Origin of the sequence: Pseudomonas sp. MPC6 (genome assembly GCF_006094435.1) — a bacterium.
GTDB lineage: Bacteria > Pseudomonadota > Gammaproteobacteria > Pseudomonadales > Pseudomonadaceae > Aquipseudomonas.
In genome coordinates this window covers 4,145,150-4,159,462 of sequence record NZ_CP034783.1, presented here as the reverse complement: position 1 = coordinate 4,159,462, position 14,313 = coordinate 4,145,150, and the positions used below count along the sequence as shown (strand labels likewise).

The 14,313-nt window shown below is 61.5% G+C and carries 15 protein-coding genes; 3 read left to right on the top strand and 12 right to left on the bottom strand.

Features of this window, described 5'->3' with window-relative positions:
- Positions 1-505: 505 nt before the first annotated feature.
- From ELQ88_RS21165 to ribBA, 5 genes are all read right to left on the bottom strand, one after another.
- Positions 506-1,660, bottom strand: a complete 1,155-nt coding sequence (locus ELQ88_RS21165; RefSeq protein ID WP_138967529.1) for an ABC transporter ATP-binding protein — start codon at positions 1,658-1,660, stop codon at positions 506-508.
- A gap of 16 nt (positions 1,661-1,676) precedes the next feature.
- A complete protein-coding gene (locus tag ELQ88_RS21160; protein ID WP_138967527.1) occupies positions 1,677-2,486 on the bottom strand; it encodes an ABC transporter permease in 810 nt (269 codons plus the stop codon).
- Positions 2,487-2,492: 6 nt separating this feature from the next.
- Positions 2,493-3,437, bottom strand: coding sequence for an ABC transporter permease (locus ELQ88_RS21155; protein ID WP_178084706.1), 945 nt, complete (start codon positions 3,435-3,437; stop codon positions 2,493-2,495).
- Complete coding sequence (locus tag ELQ88_RS21150) at positions 3,434-4,459, bottom strand: ABC transporter substrate-binding protein (RefSeq protein WP_138967523.1); 1,026 nt, start codon at positions 4,457-4,459, stop codon at positions 3,434-3,436. Before ELQ88_RS21150 ends, ELQ88_RS21155 begins: the two co-directional genes overlap by 4 nt.
- A gap of 350 nt (positions 4,460-4,809) precedes the next feature.
- Positions 4,810-5,919, bottom strand: a complete 1,110-nt coding sequence (ribBA, locus tag ELQ88_RS21140; RefSeq protein WP_138967521.1) for a bifunctional 3,4-dihydroxy-2-butanone-4-phosphate synthase/GTP cyclohydrolase II — start codon at positions 5,917-5,919, stop codon at positions 4,810-4,812.
- A gap of 71 nt (positions 5,920-5,990) precedes the next feature.
- Here ribBA and ELQ88_RS21135 point away from each other — a divergent pair, with 71 nt between their 5' ends.
- The gene (locus tag ELQ88_RS21135; protein ID WP_138967519.1) at positions 5,991-6,287 is read left to right on the top strand and encodes a DUF1330 domain-containing protein; all 297 of its coding nucleotides are present in this window, start codon (positions 5,991-5,993) and stop codon (positions 6,285-6,287) included.
- A 442-nt stretch (positions 6,288-6,729) separates the two neighbouring features.
- Here the strand turns inward: ELQ88_RS21135 and ELQ88_RS21130 are convergent, their stop codons facing one another.
- The 7 genes from ELQ88_RS21130 to ELQ88_RS21100 all read right to left on the bottom strand — a co-directional run bounded on the left by ELQ88_RS21130 (position 6,730) and on the right by ELQ88_RS21100 (position 12,106).
- Entirely contained in the window at positions 6,730-7,293 is a 564-nt protein-coding gene (locus tag ELQ88_RS21130) for an NUDIX hydrolase (protein WP_064677217.1), read from the bottom strand.
- Positions 7,294-7,295: 2 nt separating this feature from the next.
- Positions 7,296-8,048, bottom strand: coding sequence for a GntR family transcriptional regulator (locus ELQ88_RS21125; protein ID WP_138967517.1), 753 nt, complete (start codon positions 8,046-8,048; stop codon positions 7,296-7,298).
- An 84-nt stretch (positions 8,049-8,132) separates the two neighbouring features.
- Positions 8,133-8,522, bottom strand: a complete 390-nt coding sequence (locus ELQ88_RS21120) for a carboxymuconolactone decarboxylase family protein (protein WP_128869384.1) — start codon at positions 8,520-8,522, stop codon at positions 8,133-8,135.
- Positions 8,523-8,660: 138 nt separating this feature from the next.
- Entirely contained in the window at positions 8,661-9,146 is a 486-nt protein-coding gene (locus ELQ88_RS21115; protein WP_128869383.1) for a flavin reductase family protein, read from the bottom strand.
- A 12-nt stretch (positions 9,147-9,158) separates the two neighbouring features.
- Positions 9,159-10,640 (bottom strand): aldehyde dehydrogenase, encoded by a 1,482-nt coding sequence (locus ELQ88_RS21110; protein ID WP_138967515.1) that lies wholly within the window; start codon positions 10,638-10,640, stop codon positions 9,159-9,161.
- Complete coding sequence (locus tag ELQ88_RS21105) at positions 10,637-11,470, bottom strand: alpha/beta fold hydrolase (protein WP_138967513.1); 834 nt, start codon at positions 11,468-11,470, stop codon at positions 10,637-10,639. Before ELQ88_RS21105 ends, ELQ88_RS21110 begins: the two co-directional genes overlap by 4 nt.
- Before the next feature lie 45 nt (positions 11,471-11,515).
- Complete coding sequence (locus tag ELQ88_RS21100; protein ID WP_138967511.1) at positions 11,516-12,106, bottom strand: amino acid synthesis family protein; 591 nt, start codon at positions 12,104-12,106, stop codon at positions 11,516-11,518.
- 298 nt (positions 12,107-12,404) lie between these two features.
- Here ELQ88_RS21100 and ELQ88_RS34160 point away from each other — a divergent pair, with 298 nt between their 5' ends.
- Positions 12,405-13,169, top strand: coding sequence for a hypothetical protein (locus ELQ88_RS34160; protein WP_161599976.1), 765 nt, complete (start codon positions 12,405-12,407; stop codon positions 13,167-13,169).
- A gap of 179 nt (positions 13,170-13,348) precedes the next feature.
- The gene (locus ELQ88_RS21065) at positions 13,349-14,311 is read left to right on the top strand and encodes an IS110 family transposase (RefSeq protein WP_138963519.1); all 963 of its coding nucleotides are present in this window, start codon (positions 13,349-13,351) and stop codon (positions 14,309-14,311) included.
- Positions 14,312-14,313 lie beyond the last annotated feature (2 nt).

Below are 14,313 nucleotides of genomic sequence, written 5' to 3'. Positions count from 1 at the left end.
GACAAGCCAGCTCCTACAGGTCCGGCGGCCAGCCTTTTAACCCACACAAATCCCGAATCTGGCAAACATCCAATGTGTGCGAGCCTGCTCGCGAAGGCGGTGCGTCATCCAACGTCGATGTTGAATGTGCAGGCCTCTTCGCGAGCAAGCTCCACAAGGGATCGGCGTACGGCTTTCGCTCTTCACCACTCAACAGGCCGAGCGTTAGCTCGCCTGCCGCTTTTGATCTTGATGCATCGCCCCCTCGAGAGGCAGAGTGGAGCAGGACCGGAGCGAGGGCATGCCGAGCCTGGGCGAGGCACCGAACGACAGGGGCAGAAGCGCTTGGTTACTTGGCGCTTTTCCAAGTGACCCGCCGTAAGGGCGGAACCGCCAGCAGCCGTCACCAAAAAACCGGATATGCCCACTAAAAAAAAGCAAAAAAAAAAGGCCGCCACAACCCGACGTTGCGGCGACCCGAGGGTGACACGTAACCGCTGGCCCACTGGCATGGGCCAACGCTAAATCAATGAGCCCCGGCAGCCTTGTTCAAATCACTCTCAGCCCATTCGGTATACACACAAGCATCCGCCGTCGCCCAACGCACACGCACCGGATCACCGGCCTTGAGCGGCATGCCCGCCGCCGACAGCGCCTTGACCGTCATCGAAGTGCCGCCCGACGTCACCACGCTGCAGGTCTGGCTCTCACCCAGGAACAACACTTCCACGACCTTGGCCGAGACTTCATTCCAGCCGGCCGCCAAGGGTTCGACAGCCGCTTGCTCGACACTCAATGCCACGGCTTTTTCCGGACGCACCATCAGCAGTACATCCTGATCGGTTTGCAGCCCGGCCGTCAGGCGAATCGACAACGATTGACCTTCAAACGTCGCCACCGCATTGCCCTGGGCCTTGAGCTTGAGGAAGTTCGAGTTACCCAGGAACGACGCGACAAAGGCATTCGGCGGATTCTGGTACAGGTCGAAGCCGCTGCCCAAACCGACGATCTTGCCATGGCTGAAAATCGCAATGCGCTGGGACAGGCGCATGGCTTCTTCCTGGTCGTGGGTCACGTAGACAATGGTGATGCCCAGGCGCCGATGCAGCTGGCGCAGTTCGTCCTGCAAGTCTTCGCGCAGCTTTTTGTCGAGGGCACCGAGCGGTTCGTCCATCAGCAGGATGCGTGGCTCATAGACCAGCGCCCGGGCGATGGCGACGCGTTGTTGCTGGCCGCCGGACAGTTGCGAAGGGCGGCGATGGGCAAATTGCTCGAGCTGCACCAGCTTGAGCATGGCATCGACCCGGCGTTCGCGCTCGGCCGTGGCCAGTTTGCGAATCGCCAATGGGAACGCAATGTTGTCGCGCACCGACAGGTGCGGGAACAGCGAGTAACGCTGGAACACCATGCCGATGTCGCGCTTGTGTGGCGGCACGTTGACCAGCGACTGGCCGTTGACCAGGATCTCGCCGCTGCTCGGGGTTTCGAAGCCGGCGAGCATCGACAGGGTGGTGCTTTTGCCGGAGCCGCTGGAGCCGAGGAAGGTGAGGAATTCACCGTCCTTGATGTCCAGCGAGATGTCGTCCACGGCGGCAAAGTCGCCGTAGTACTTGTTCAGGTTGCGCAGGCTGACCAGGGGCTTGTCACTCTGCTGGGCGGAATCTTTGATCACGGCACTCATGTCGTTCTCCTGGCGCTCAGGCGCTGATTGGGTTGCGCCGGCGAACGGCGGCGGCGATGACCATGACCAATACCGAGAGGCCGATCAGCAGCGTCGAAGCGACGGCGATCACGGGCGTCAGGTCCTGGCGCAGGGTGGTCCACATTTTCACGGGAAGGGTTTGCAGGGTCGGGCTGGCCATCATCACGCTCAGCACCACTTCATCCCAGGACACGAGGAAGGCGAACAGGGCGCCGGCGACCATGCCCGGACGAATCGCCGGAAAGGTCACCTTGAACACCGCTTGCAGGCGCGAGGCACCGCAGATCACCGCGGCATCCTCGATCGACTGATCGAACAGCTTCAGCGAGTTGATGATCGAGATGATGGTGAATGGCAGCGCGACGATCACGTGACTGACGACGAAGGCGAACATGGTCCCGGTGTAGCCGAGCTTGAGAAACAGCGCGTACACCGCCACGGCAATGATCACCAGCGGCACGATCATCGGCAGGGTGAACAGGCCGTAGAGCATTTCCCGGCCCGGGAAGCGCCCGCGCACCAGGGCGAAAGCGGTCGGCAAACCCAGGGCGACGGCGCAGATGGTCGTCAGGACCGCGACCTTGAGGCTGGCCACCGCCGCGTTCATCCAGTCGGGGTTGGAGAAGAACTGGCCGTACCATTTCAGGGTCCAGCCCGGTGGCGGGAACACCAGCCATTGGGATGAGCCGAAGGACAGCAGCACGATGAACACGATCGGCAGCAGCAGGAACAGTGCGATCAGCCCGGTGGTGGCATACAGGCCGAAGCGCATGCGCCGGCTCATGGCATTGGGGGTCAGGAGCATGACGGCTTACCTCGCGTTGCTGGCGCCGACCGGGGATTCCGGCTGGAGCTTCAGGTAGAAGTAGAACAACACCAGCGTGATGACGATCAGCAACGCGGCGCCGGCGCTGGCCAGGCCCCAGTTGAGGAACGATTGCACCTGCTGGATGATGAACTCGGGCAGCATCATGTTCTGCGCACCGCCCAGCAGCGCCGGGGTGACGTAGTACCCGAGGGACATCACGAACACCATCAGGCCGCCGGAGAACAGCCCCGGCCGGCACAGCGGCAGGAACACCCGGAAGAAGTTGGTCCAGGGGCTGGCACCGCAGATCGAACCGGCCTGCAGGATCATCGGGTCGATGGCCTGCATGGTCGCCTGCAGCGGCAGGACGATGAACGGGATCATGATGTAGCTCATGCCGATCACCACGCCGGTCAGGTTATGCACCATCTCCAGCGGCTGATCGATGATGCCCATCGCCATCAGCGCCTTGTTGATGACGCCGGACGCCTGCAACAGCACCAGCCAGGAGTAGGTCCGGGCGAGGAGGCTGGTCCACATCGACAGCAGCACGATGTTGAGGATCCAGCGGCCCCAGCCTTTTGGTACCAGGGTGATCGCCCAGGCCAGCGGAAAGCCGAGCAGCAGGCTGAACAGCGTCACCAGGCCCGCCACCGAGAAGGTGTTGAGCAAGACCCGGGCATAGGCCGAGTTGGCGAACAATTGTTCGTAGTTGCCTAGCCCCGGCACCGGTTCCAGCACGCCTCGCAGCAGCAGGCCGATCAACGGCGCGAGAAAGAACAGGCCGAGGAACAGCAGGGCGGGGATCAGGTTGCCCGAGCCGCGCCAGCGCTGTGCCAGGGAAGGGGATTGGTTCATCGCAGCCGCCTTGCCGGAAGCCGGGCCGGCAGCGCCCATGGCGCTCCCGGTCTGGGTGGGTTGACGGGGCGTGGATGCCGTCATTTTCATTTGACCAGCCATTCGTTCCACCGTGTCGCGATGGCCGGACCGTTTTTGGCCCAGTACGCGAAGTCAAGAGTGATCTGATCCTTGGCGTAGGCAGTCGGCAGGTTAGGCGCCAGCACCGAATCCAGGCGCGCCACGCTGTCGACGTTGACCGGCGCATAGGCGGTCAGGTTGGAGAAGTCGGCCTGTCCCTTGGCACTGCTGGCGTTGGCCAGGAACTTCATCGCCGCGGCTTTGTTCTTGCTGCCCTTGGGAATGACCAGGATGTCGGCCATGACCAGGTTCTGCTTCCAGCTCACGCCCACCGGCGCGCCATCTTCCTGCAGGGCGTGGATCCGGCCGTTCCAGAACTGGCCCATGCTCGCTTCACCCGAGGCCAGCAACTGTTGCGACTGCGCGCCGCCGCCCCACCAGACGATGTCTTTCTTGATGGTGTCGAGTTTCTTGAAGGCGCGATCCAGGTCCAGCGGGTAGAGCTTGTCGGCGGCTACGCCATCGGCCAGCAGCGCCAGTTCGAGCACGCCAGGGCTAGGCCATTTGTAGAGGGCGCGTTTGCCGGGGTAGGTCTTGGTGTCGAACAGCGCGGACCAGTCCTGGGGTTTTTTGGCACCGAGCTTGCCTTCGTTGTAGCCGAGGACGAAGGAGAAGAAGAACGAACCGACGCCGTGATCGGAGACAAACCGCGGGTCGATCTTGTCGCGCTGGATCACCGAGAAATCGAGGGGTTCGAGCAGGCCTTCGGCAGCGGCGCGCAGGGCGAAATCGGCTTCGACGTCGACCACGTCCCACTGCACGTTGCCGCTCTCGACCATAGCCTTGAGTTTGCCGTAGTCGGTAGGGCCATCCTGGACCACGGTGATACCGGTGGCCTTGCTGAACGGGTCGGCCCAGGCCTGCTTCTGCGCATCCTGGGTGCTGCCGCCCCAGCTGACGAAGTTGACGCTTTCAGCTGCCAATATCGCCTGGCTGGTCACGCTGAGCAGTCCCGCAAACAGGATTGCGGTTGCACGTTTGTTCAACACCATTTTCACGCCCTCATTGTTGTGTTTATGAGCGGGGCTTTTCAGTGCCCGCCTATAGGGAGCAGTAGGTCCGTCTGGCCGTAAGGTCGTCCGGTCTATGGAATATCATATTATGGTATTCCAAGCTTTGTGCAAGCACTTTGCCTTACCGGCTATCAGCCAAAAGCGGTTTTTTTAATGGCTCCCATGCCTTGCCCAGAGCAATCCGGTCAACGCAATCCCCTGTAGGAGCAAGCTTGCTCGCGATGGACTCAAGAGCGCCGCGTTTAACCAGGCAACACGCGTTATCGTTAACGACCATCGCGGGCAAGCCCGCTCCCACAGGGAGTCGCGCCATGCCAGAGGGTTGCGGGTTACCCGGTGAAAGGAATGCTCTCCACCACCTCCAGGTCGTACCCGGTCAAGCCGGCATATTTCAACGGCGGGCCGAGGTGACGCAGCTTGCCGACGCCAAGGTCCTGCAGAATCTGCGCGCCGGTTCCTACTTCAGAATAGATGCGCGATTGCGAACGGCTGAATTGCCGCGGCGACTGGGTGAGCTGGGGTACCCGCTCCAGCAGCGCCTGCGACGACTCATGATTGGCCAGCACCACCACGACGCCGCGACCTTCCTCGGCCACGCGCTGGAGTGCGGCCCACAGCGTCCAGTTCGCCGGACCGCTGTATTCGGCGCCCACCAGATCGCGCAACGGGTCGATCACGTGCACGCGGACCAGAGTCGGCTCGTCCCGGCGCAATTCACCCATCACCATTGCCATGTGGACACCGCCTTCGATGCGATCCTCAAAGGTGATCAGACGAAAGGTGCCATGCACCGTGGGCAATTCGCGTTCACCGATACGCACCACGGTGTGTTCGGTGCTGAGGCGGTAGTGGATGAGGTCGGCGATGGTGCCGATCTTGATCCCGTGCTGGCGGGCGAACACTTCCAGGTCCGGGCGACGGGCCATGGTGCCGTCATCGTTCATCACTTCGACGATCACCGAGGCCGGGGTGAAACCGGCCAGGCGGGCCAGGTCACAGCCGGCTTCGGTATGCCCGGCACGGGTCAGCACCCCGCCTTCCTTGGCGCGCAAGGGGAAGATGTGGCCGGGCTGCACGATATCGGCAGGACCCGCCCCAGGGGCGACGGCGGCGGCGACGGTACGCGTCCGGTCGGCGGCGGAGATGCCGGTGGTCACGCCGACGGCGGCCTCGATGGACACGGTGAACGCGGTGCTGAACACGCTGCCGTTGCTCGGCACCATCTGCTCGAGGCCGAGGCGCTGGCAGTGCTCGTCGGTCAAGGTCAGGCAGATCAGCCCGCGGGCTTCCCGGGCCATGAAGCTGATGGCCTCGGCGGTGCAACGGTCGGCGGCCAGCAGCAGGTCGCCTTCGTTTTCCCGGTCTTCGTCGTCGACCAGCAGCACCATTTTGCCTTGGCGGTAGTCTTCGATAATTTCTTCGATGCTGTTGAAGGCCATGTGCGGATTCTCAGTGTTTGATGGAAATACTTTGTGGTATACCATAATACAAAATTAACCGAGAGGTCACTATGAAGGCGTACTGGATTGCACATGTAGATGTCACCGATCCCGACCAATACAGCCAATACACCCAGCGCGCGCCGGCGACGTTTGCCTTGTATGGCGGGCGAGTGCTGGCCCGGGGCGGGCGGTGCGAGGCGCTGGAAGGCGGGCCTGCGGCGCAGCGCAATGTGGTCATTGAGTTTGATTCATACGAACAGGCGCTGGCTTGCTACCGGTCGGAGGAATATCAGGAGGCAAAAAGGCACCGCGAGGGGGTTGCTCGGGCGCAGATTGTGATTGTCGAGGGCGTAGCGCCGATTTGATAGATCACCGCCCCTGTAGGAGCCGGCTTGCCGGCGAAGGCGATGGGTGAATCAACACATTCATTGGCTGAACGGACGCCTTCGCCGGCAAGCCGGCTCCTACAGGTCATGCGTCAGCCTTCAATCCCGAAAATCCCCGCGATCGAATGTAGGCGCTGGCTTGCCAGCGAAGGCGGTGGGTCAGTCGACACATTTATCGCCTGAACGGACGCCTTCGCCGGCAAGCCGGCTCCTACAGGTCATGCGTCAGCCTTCAATCCCGAAAATCCCCGCGATCGAATGTAGGCGCTGGCTTGCCAGCGAAGGCGGTGGGTCAGTCGACACATTTATCGCCTGAACGGACGCCTTCGCCGGCAAGCCGGCTCCTACAGGTCATGCGTCAGCCTTCAATCCCGAAAATCCCCGCGATCGAATGTAGGCGCTGGTGTACGACCGGGAATCGTCAGCGAATGAAGTGAATCTTGCCGGTATCGTCGTTGCCGATGTAGATGCCATACACCCCGGCCTGCCGCTCCTCGATGTAGCGCTCGAGGATCTGCCGGATCGCCGGGTAGTAGATGCTGTCCCAGGGAATATCCTCGGGCGCGAAGAATTTGTAGTCGAGGGTTTCCGGCCCGTACTGGCCAGTGATCTCAAGCGCGATGGCGCGGAAGATGATGTACACCTCGCTGATGGTCGGCACGCTGAAGATCGAGTAGGGCGAGAGAATTTCCGCGCGCACGCCGCTCTCTTCCCAGACTTCGCGCAACGCGGCCTGTTCGGTGGTCTCGCCGCCTTCCATGAAACCCGCCGGCAGGGTCCAGGTGCCGGGACGCGGCGGGATGGCGCGCTGGCACAGCAAATACTTGCCGTCCTGCTCGATGATGCAGCCGGCAATGATTTTCGGATTGATGTAGTGGATGTAGCCGCAACCGCGGCACATCAGGCGCTCGTGCGTATCGCCCGGCGGCAGCTGAGACTTGAGGTCATTGCCGCCGCACTTTGGACAAAAGCTCGGGCTGAACATGATCAGCGACCTATGCGCGGTTCTTTCAGCGCGATCGGCAGGGTGATCTCGGGGATCGCCCCGGTCTCTTCCTGCTTGCGCCGGAGGTATTCCAGGGCCACGGCAGCGGCGGCGCGTACGTGGTCGACGCACGCCTGGTGGGCGGCCAGCGGATCTCCGCTCTTGATCGCCTCGACCATGCGCTCCATCTCCTGATTGCTCGATCCGCGACGGTTCTCCTGGGACACCGACGTCGCGCGCAAGTAGCTGATGCGCGCCTGCAACTGACGCAATTGCAACGCCGCGACATGGTTGCCGGAGCCTTCGAGCAGCACGTCATAAAAGCCTTGCACCGAATCGATGACCTGCTGCAGTTCGCCTTCCTTGAGGGCCTGGCGGTTTTCCTCGAGGGCTCTTTCCAGGGCCTTGATGTCCTTGGCCTTGGCGCGCAGGGTGAACAGCTGGACGATCAGGCCTTCGAGCACGCAACGCAGCTCATAGATGTCGACGGCGTCGGCCAGGGTAATGATGGCGACCCGTGGGCCCTTGGCGTCGGCGAACTCCACCAGTCCCTCGGATTCCAGGTGACGCAAGGCTTCGCGTACGGACGTGCGGCTGACGCCCAGGCGATCGCACAGATCGCGCTCGACCAGACGGTCTCCCGGCAGAAGCTGGAAGTTCATGATGGCGCTTCGCAGTTTATCCAGCACGATTTCGCGCAGGGTAACGGGGTTGCGATTGACCTTGAAGCTGTCGTCGAGTGGCAGGCGTTTCATGGGGTCCGCTCTGAATGTGGCTGTCCATGCAAAAAGAGCACGGCGATCCGGGGATCATCGGTGCTCGGTCACAACAGCCAAGGGTTAACTTGAGGCCTCGGCATCGGCTTCGGCGAAGGCTTCACGGGCGAGCCGGAAACTGTCCACGGCTGCGGGGACACCGCAATAAATACCGACCTGAAGCAGAATTTCGCGTATTTGTTCACGACTCAGCCCGTTACGCAAGGCGCCGCGTACATGCAGCTTGAGTTCGTGCGGCCGGTTGAGGGCCGAAATCATCGCCAAGTTTATCATGCTGCGTTCTTTAAGCGATAAACCCTCACGGCCCCAGACGTGGCCCCAGCAGTACTCGGTGACCATTTCCTGGAGCGGGCGGGTGAAGTCGTCGGCGTTCTCGATGGAGCGCTTCACGTAGGCCTCGCCCAGCACCTGGGTGCGGATTTTCAGGCCTTTTTCGTACTTGTCATTACTCATGTTCGTCCTCTCACCGCAGATCCCTTGTAGGAGCTGGCTTGCCAGCGAAAGCGGTCGCCCATTCAACATGGATGCTGACTGACATACCGCCTTCGCGAGCAAGCTTGCTCCTACAGCAGCGGGGTTTGTGTAGACCCATCAGGCCAGTGTGGGCAGCGGCCCCAGCTTGCCTTTGTGGTAGATCATCGGCGTCACCGGCTGCTCGGGCAGGATCAGGTTCTTCACCGCGCCGACGATGATCGCGTGGTCGCCGCCGTCGTATTCACGCCACAGTTCGCACTCTATAATCGCCGTTGCCTTGGCCAGCAACGGGTTGCCCAGGGCGCTGAGGTGCCACTCGATGGCCTTGGCCTTGTCCTTGCCTTTACTGGCAAAGGCATAGGCTTCGGCGGTCTGGTCGGCGGACAGCAGGTGAATCGCGAACTGCTTGCTGTCGCGCAGGACCGGGTAAGTGTCAGAGGCGTAGTTGGGGCAGAACAGCACCAGTGCCGGATCGATCGACAGCGCACTGAACGCACTGGCGGTAATGCCGACGATGCCGCCGTCCGGGTCCAGGGTGGTGACCACCGTGACCCCGGAAGGGAACGAGCTCATGACGTCTTTGTAAATGCCGGGTTCGATCATTTCGCAAATCTCCTAGCGCATCACAAACGGATCAGGCATGGGGGCCTGGGAAAGGTTGATCCACACCGTCTTGAGCTCGGTGTAGGCCAGCACCGAATCGATGCCGCTTTCGCGTCCATAGCCGCTGTTCTTGAACCCGCCGATCGGCGCCATGGCCGATACGGCGCGGTAGGTGTTGACCCAGATGATCCCGGAGCGCACGTCCCGGGCCAGGCGATGGGCGCGGCCCAGGTCGCGGGTCCAGATGCCGGCGGCGAGACCGAACTGCGAGTCGTTGGCAATCGCCAACGCTTCGGCTTCGTCCTTGAAGCGAATGACCGAGGCCACTGGGCCGAAGACTTCTTCCTGCATGATCTTCATCGAGTTGCTGTCGCATTCGAACAGGGTCGGCTCGTAGAACCAGCCTTCGCCCAGGTTCTCTGGACGCTTGCCGCCCAGGCGCAGGTGCGCACCTTCGGCGATGGCATCGGCGACCAGGCCTTCGACCACCGCCAGTTGCTGCGCGGTGGCCATCGGCCCCATTTCGCTGCTGTCTTCCTGGGGGTTGCCGATGCGGATGCGTTTGGCGCGTTCGACCAGGCGCTCGACGAACTCATCGTAGATCTCGTCCTGCACCAGCAGCCGCGAACCGGACACGCAGCTCTGGCCGGAGGCCGCATAGATCCCGGCGATCGCGCCGTTGATCGCGCTGTCGAGGTCGGCGTCGGCAAAGATGATGTTCGGCGATTTGCCGCCCAGCTCCAGGGATAGCTTGGCGAAGTTCTCAGCGCTGCTGCGCACCACATGGCGCGCCGTGGCAGCGCCGCCGGTGAAGGCGATCTTGCGCACCAGCGGATGACGGGTCAGGGCTGCGCCGGTGCTCGGACCGTAGCCGGTGACCACGTTGACCACGCCCGGTGGAATGCCGGCTTCCAGTGCCAGGCGCGCCAGCTCCAGAATGGTGGCCGAGGCGTGCTCGGACGGTTTGATCACGATGGTGTTGCCCGCGGCCAGGGCCGGGGCCAGTTTGATCGCGGTCAGGTACAGCGGGCTGTTCCAGGGAATGATCGCCGCCACCACGCCCATGGCTTCGTGCACGGTGTAGGCAAACAGGTCCGGCTTGTCCAGGGGCAGGGTGCCGCCTTCGAGCTTGTCGGCCAGGCCCGCGGTGTAGTGGAAAAATTCCGGCAGGTAGCCGACCTGACCGCGGGTTTCGCGGATCAGCTTGCCGTTGTCACGGCTTTCCAGCTGCGCCAGTTGTTCCTTGTTTTCGGCGATCAGGTCGCCCAGGCGCCGCAGCAGCTTGCCCCGGGCGGTGGCGGTCAGGCCGCGCCAGGCCGGGCTGTCGAAGGCGGTCTGCGCGGCCTGTACGGCGCGTTCGACATCGGTTTCATCGGCATCGGGCAGTTGCGCCCAGGGTTCGGCCAGGGCCGGGTTCAGGCTTTCAAAGGTCTTGCCGGACAGGGCATCGACCCATTCACCGCCGATGCACATCTGGAAGGAGGCGAGAGTCATGCAACGATCCCCTTTATCTGGTTTTGTCGGGCGTGCGCGTTGTCGATAAATTCCAGCAACAGCTGGTTGACCAGGCGCGGCGATTCTACCGGCATCATATGCCGCTGCTCGGCGAGCACGGCAACCGTGGCACCGGGAATGCGGTCGGCCAGTTGCCGGGCCATTTCCGGTGTCGAGCCCGGATCGAGTTCGCCGGTGGCGACCAGGGTCGGCACCTGGATGCTCGCCAGGTCCTCGGCGCGGTACATGTCCTGGGTCGCGAACAGCTCGTAAGTGGTCAGGTAACCCTGGGGGTCATTGTCGGCCAGGGTCTGGCGCAACGCGGCGATCTGCGCCGGGTTGGCCGCCTGGTACTCGCGGCTGAACCAGCGCGACAGCGCGGCTTCGGCGTTGGCATCCGGGCCGTGCTCGGCCGCCTGGGCGGTGCGGGCGATGACGCCGGCACGCTGCTCGGGGCTGCGATTGAACACGCTGTTGAGCACCACCAGGCGTTGCAGGCGCTGCGGGTAGTGCAAGGCAAACGCCCGCGCCACCAGCCCGCCCATGGAAAAGCCGATCACCGTCGCCTGGGGCAACTGCAGGTGGTCGAGCAGTTCCAGCAACTGGTCGGCATAGCCGAGCAGGGGGGTGCCGCTGGCCGGACGCGGGCTGGCGCCATGGCCGAGCATGTCGTAGGCGATCACGCGGTATTTGGTGGCCAGGCCAACGACCTGGCCGCCCCACATTTCTTTGTTCAGGCCCACGCCGTGGATCAAGACCACGGGCTGGCCTTGGCCGGTCGCCAGGTAACTGGTGCCAGCCGGGGTACGTTCAGCGGTGAGCCGAATCATGGAGCGCTCCTGCATGCCTTTTTGTTGTAGTTAGGCTGACCGGGATTACTGGGCTTTTTCGGCCGCCAGTTCTTCCAGATCGATGTAACGGTTGCCGATGCGTGGGTGCAGGCGGCCGCCGTCGGCACAACCCAGGACCACGACGATTTCGTCGGCGCGCGGTGCATCTTCGATTTTCATTTCCAGGGTGATGTAGTGCGAACGCAGGCCTTCGTCGTCCTTGTGCATCATCGGAATCTGGATCGAAGTGCCCGGGCCGCCGCGCTTGTTGGTGAAGCTCAGGTAGCTCTTGGCTTTCACCGCTTCGCGGTAATGGTTGCCGAAGCGCAGGGTGTGGATGACGGCGGAGGCGTGCTCGATTTCACCGTCGGCGCCGACCACGGCCGCCTTGCCATACGCTTCGATCTTCTCGGCGCCGCCGATGATGCCCACCAGGCGTTCAACCATCATGGCACCGAGGTCGGAGCAGTTTTCGCGGATCTGTGGTTTCAGGTCTTCGACAAAACCATTGCCCACCCAAGGGTTCTTCATGACGACAGCCAGGCCGACCATGGTCACGGGTTTGTCGGTGGCCTTGCCGCCTTCGATAAAGGTTTCTTCGACGTAGCTGACGATCTTGCGGATTTCGAAACTCATGAGCTGCTCCGTAGGAGGTTTTGGGTGTCTGTGCGTCTGATGGTATACCATAATACCGGAAGCACAAGTCCCTCGAATGAGTTTCTGGTCGGACGGCTTGAAAAAGGGGGATTTTCAGTGAACGCCGTATTGATGAACGCCACCGACCCCGTGTAGGAGCCGGCTTGCCGGCGAAGACGGTGGCACATTCAGCAGAGGTGTTGGCTGACAGACCGCTTTCGCTGGCAAGCCAGCTCCTACAGGAGTCTCCAGCGCAAACCAGATCGGTGGACGCCACCGACCCCGTGTAGGAGCCGGCTTGCCGGCGAAGACGGTGGCACATTCAATAGAGATGTTGGCTGACAGACCGCTTTCGCTGGCAAGCCAGCTCCTACAGGGGATTTTCAGTGAACAAGAAATCGGTGAACACCAGCGATCCCGTGTAGGAGCCGGCTTGCCGGCGAAGACGGTGGCACATTCAATAGAGGTGTTGGCTGACAGACCGCTTTCGCTGGCAAGCCAGCTCCTACAGGGGGTTTTCAGTGAACAAGAAATCGGTGAACACCAGCGATCCCGTGTAGGAGCCGGCTTGCCGGCGAAGACGGTGGCACATTCAATAGAGGTGTTGGCTGACAGACCGCTTTCGCTGGCAAGCCAGCGCCTACAGGGGATTTTCAGTGAACAAGAAATCGGTGAACACCAGCGATCCCGTGTAGGAGCCGGCTTGCTGGCGAAGACGGTGGCACATTCAATAGAGGTGGTGGCTGACAGGCTGCTTTCGCTGGCAAGCCAGCTCCTACAGGGGATTTTCAGTGAACAAGAAATCGGTGAACACCAGCGATCCCGTGTAGGAGCCGGCTTGCCGGCGAAGACGGTGGCACATTCAATAGAGGTGTTGGCTGACAGACCGCTTTCGCTGGCAAGCCAGCGCCTACAGGGGATTTTCAGTGAACAAGAAATCGGTGAACACCAGCGATCCCGTGTAGGAGCCGGCTTGCTGGCGAAGACGGTGGCACATTCAATAGAGGTGTTGGCTGACAGACCGCTTTCGCTGGCAAGCCAGCTTGTATGTTTAGACTTGTAGGGGTGGTGGGACTAAAAGCCAGCATCTGACTCTAGCCAGTACAGACCGTGGGAGACTTCGCCCCACCCCTTCACCAAAGCGCCGATAAGGAATGCATCGGCCATGACCGACGATAGAAGCAAGCCAGCGCAATGGTGAAGCCCCGACAAGCCTTTAAACCCTAACCCGGAGCTTTCTTTGTGGCAATGAGTGTCTCGCGTTCTGTAGTCGGAGTGGATGTCGCCAAGGCCGAAGTGGTGGTCTATCAGGCCGACACGGATCTGCTGTTGGCCGTGTCAAACGATAAACCGTCTCTTACAAAGTGGCTGAAAACGTTACCTGCAAACAGCGCCATCGCTATTGAAGCCACCAATATCTATCACCTGGATACGGTTGAGCTGGCTCATGCAATGGGACATACCGTCTATGTCATCGACGGCTTCCGTTTGAGTAATTACCGCAAAGGAGTGGGTGGCCGCGCCAAAACAGATGCCAGCGACGCCCGTTTACTGGCGCGTTACTTGAAGAACGAAGAGGAAGAGCTACGTCCTTGGAGCCCGCCGCCGAAGGTCTATACCAAGCTTCAAAGCCTGCTTCGAAGACGAGCGACATTGGTCCAGGCGCGTGTCAGTTTGACTCAAAGCTGGAACGACGAACCGCTGCTGAAAGCGGCATTCAAACAACAGATCGCTGCCATGGGCCGATTGGATTTACTCATCCAGAAGAAGCTGTTGGACGTCGTAAAAGAGGCGGGTCTGCTCGAGCAAGTCAAACGCTGCCAGGCCGTAGAGGGGGTCGGTTTTCTTACCGCCACCGCACTGACGATGGCATTTCAACGCGGCGATTTCGCCAGTGGTGACGCCTATATCGCGTTTCTTGGAATGGATTTGAGAGTCTCTGATTCGGGGCAGATGAACGGACGTCGAAAGCTGACCAAGAAAGGTGACTCAGAGATACGGCGCCTGCTGCATAACGCGGCGATGGCTGCCAGTCGCTCAAAGACCTGGAAGCCGTTTTACGAACGCTATCTGGAGCGGGGATTAAAGACGACTCAAGTGCTGGTCATCCTGGCTCGCAAGCTGGCACGGGTGGCATTCGCCCTGATGAAGAACCAGAGCGAATATCAGCCAAATCCAGTTTTTGGGGCTTCCCCCCAAACATAGAA

Coding starts and splice junctions, on each gene's coding strand:
- ELQ88_RS21165 (WP_138967529.1), bottom strand. CDS start 1,660: ATGAGTGCCGTGATCAAAGATTCCGCCCAGCAGAGTGACAAGCCCCTG.
- ELQ88_RS21160 (WP_138967527.1), bottom strand. CDS start 2,486: ATGCTCCTGACCCCCAATGCCATGAGCCGGCGCATGCGCTTCGGCCTG.
- ELQ88_RS21155 (WP_178084706.1), bottom strand. CDS start 3,437: ATGAAAATGACGGCATCCACGCCCCGTCAACCCACCCAGACCGGGAGC.
- ELQ88_RS21150 (WP_138967523.1), bottom strand. CDS start 4,459: ATGGTGTTGAACAAACGTGCAACCGCAATCCTGTTTGCGGGACTGCTC.
- ribBA (WP_138967521.1), bottom strand. CDS start 5,919: ATGGCCTTCAACAGCATCGAAGAAATTATCGAAGACTACCGCCAAGGC.
- ELQ88_RS21135 (WP_138967519.1), top strand. CDS start 5,991: ATGAAGGCGTACTGGATTGCACATGTAGATGTCACCGATCCCGACCAA.
- ELQ88_RS21130 (WP_064677217.1), bottom strand. CDS start 7,293: ATGTTCAGCCCGAGCTTTTGTCCAAAGTGCGGCGGCAATGACCTCAAG.
- ELQ88_RS21125 (WP_138967517.1), bottom strand. CDS start 8,048: ATGAAACGCCTGCCACTCGACGACAGCTTCAAGGTCAATCGCAACCCC.
- ELQ88_RS21120 (WP_128869384.1), bottom strand. CDS start 8,522: ATGAGTAATGACAAGTACGAAAAAGGCCTGAAAATCCGCACCCAGGTG.
- ELQ88_RS21115 (WP_128869383.1), bottom strand. CDS start 9,146: ATGATCGAACCCGGCATTTACAAAGACGTCATGAGCTCGTTCCCTTCC.
- ELQ88_RS21110 (WP_138967515.1), bottom strand. CDS start 10,640: ATGACTCTCGCCTCCTTCCAGATGTGCATCGGCGGTGAATGGGTCGAT.
- ELQ88_RS21105 (WP_138967513.1), bottom strand. CDS start 11,470: ATGATTCGGCTCACCGCTGAACGTACCCCGGCTGGCACCAGTTACCTG.
- ELQ88_RS21100 (WP_138967511.1), bottom strand. CDS start 12,106: ATGAGTTTCGAAATCCGCAAGATCGTCAGCTACGTCGAAGAAACCTTT.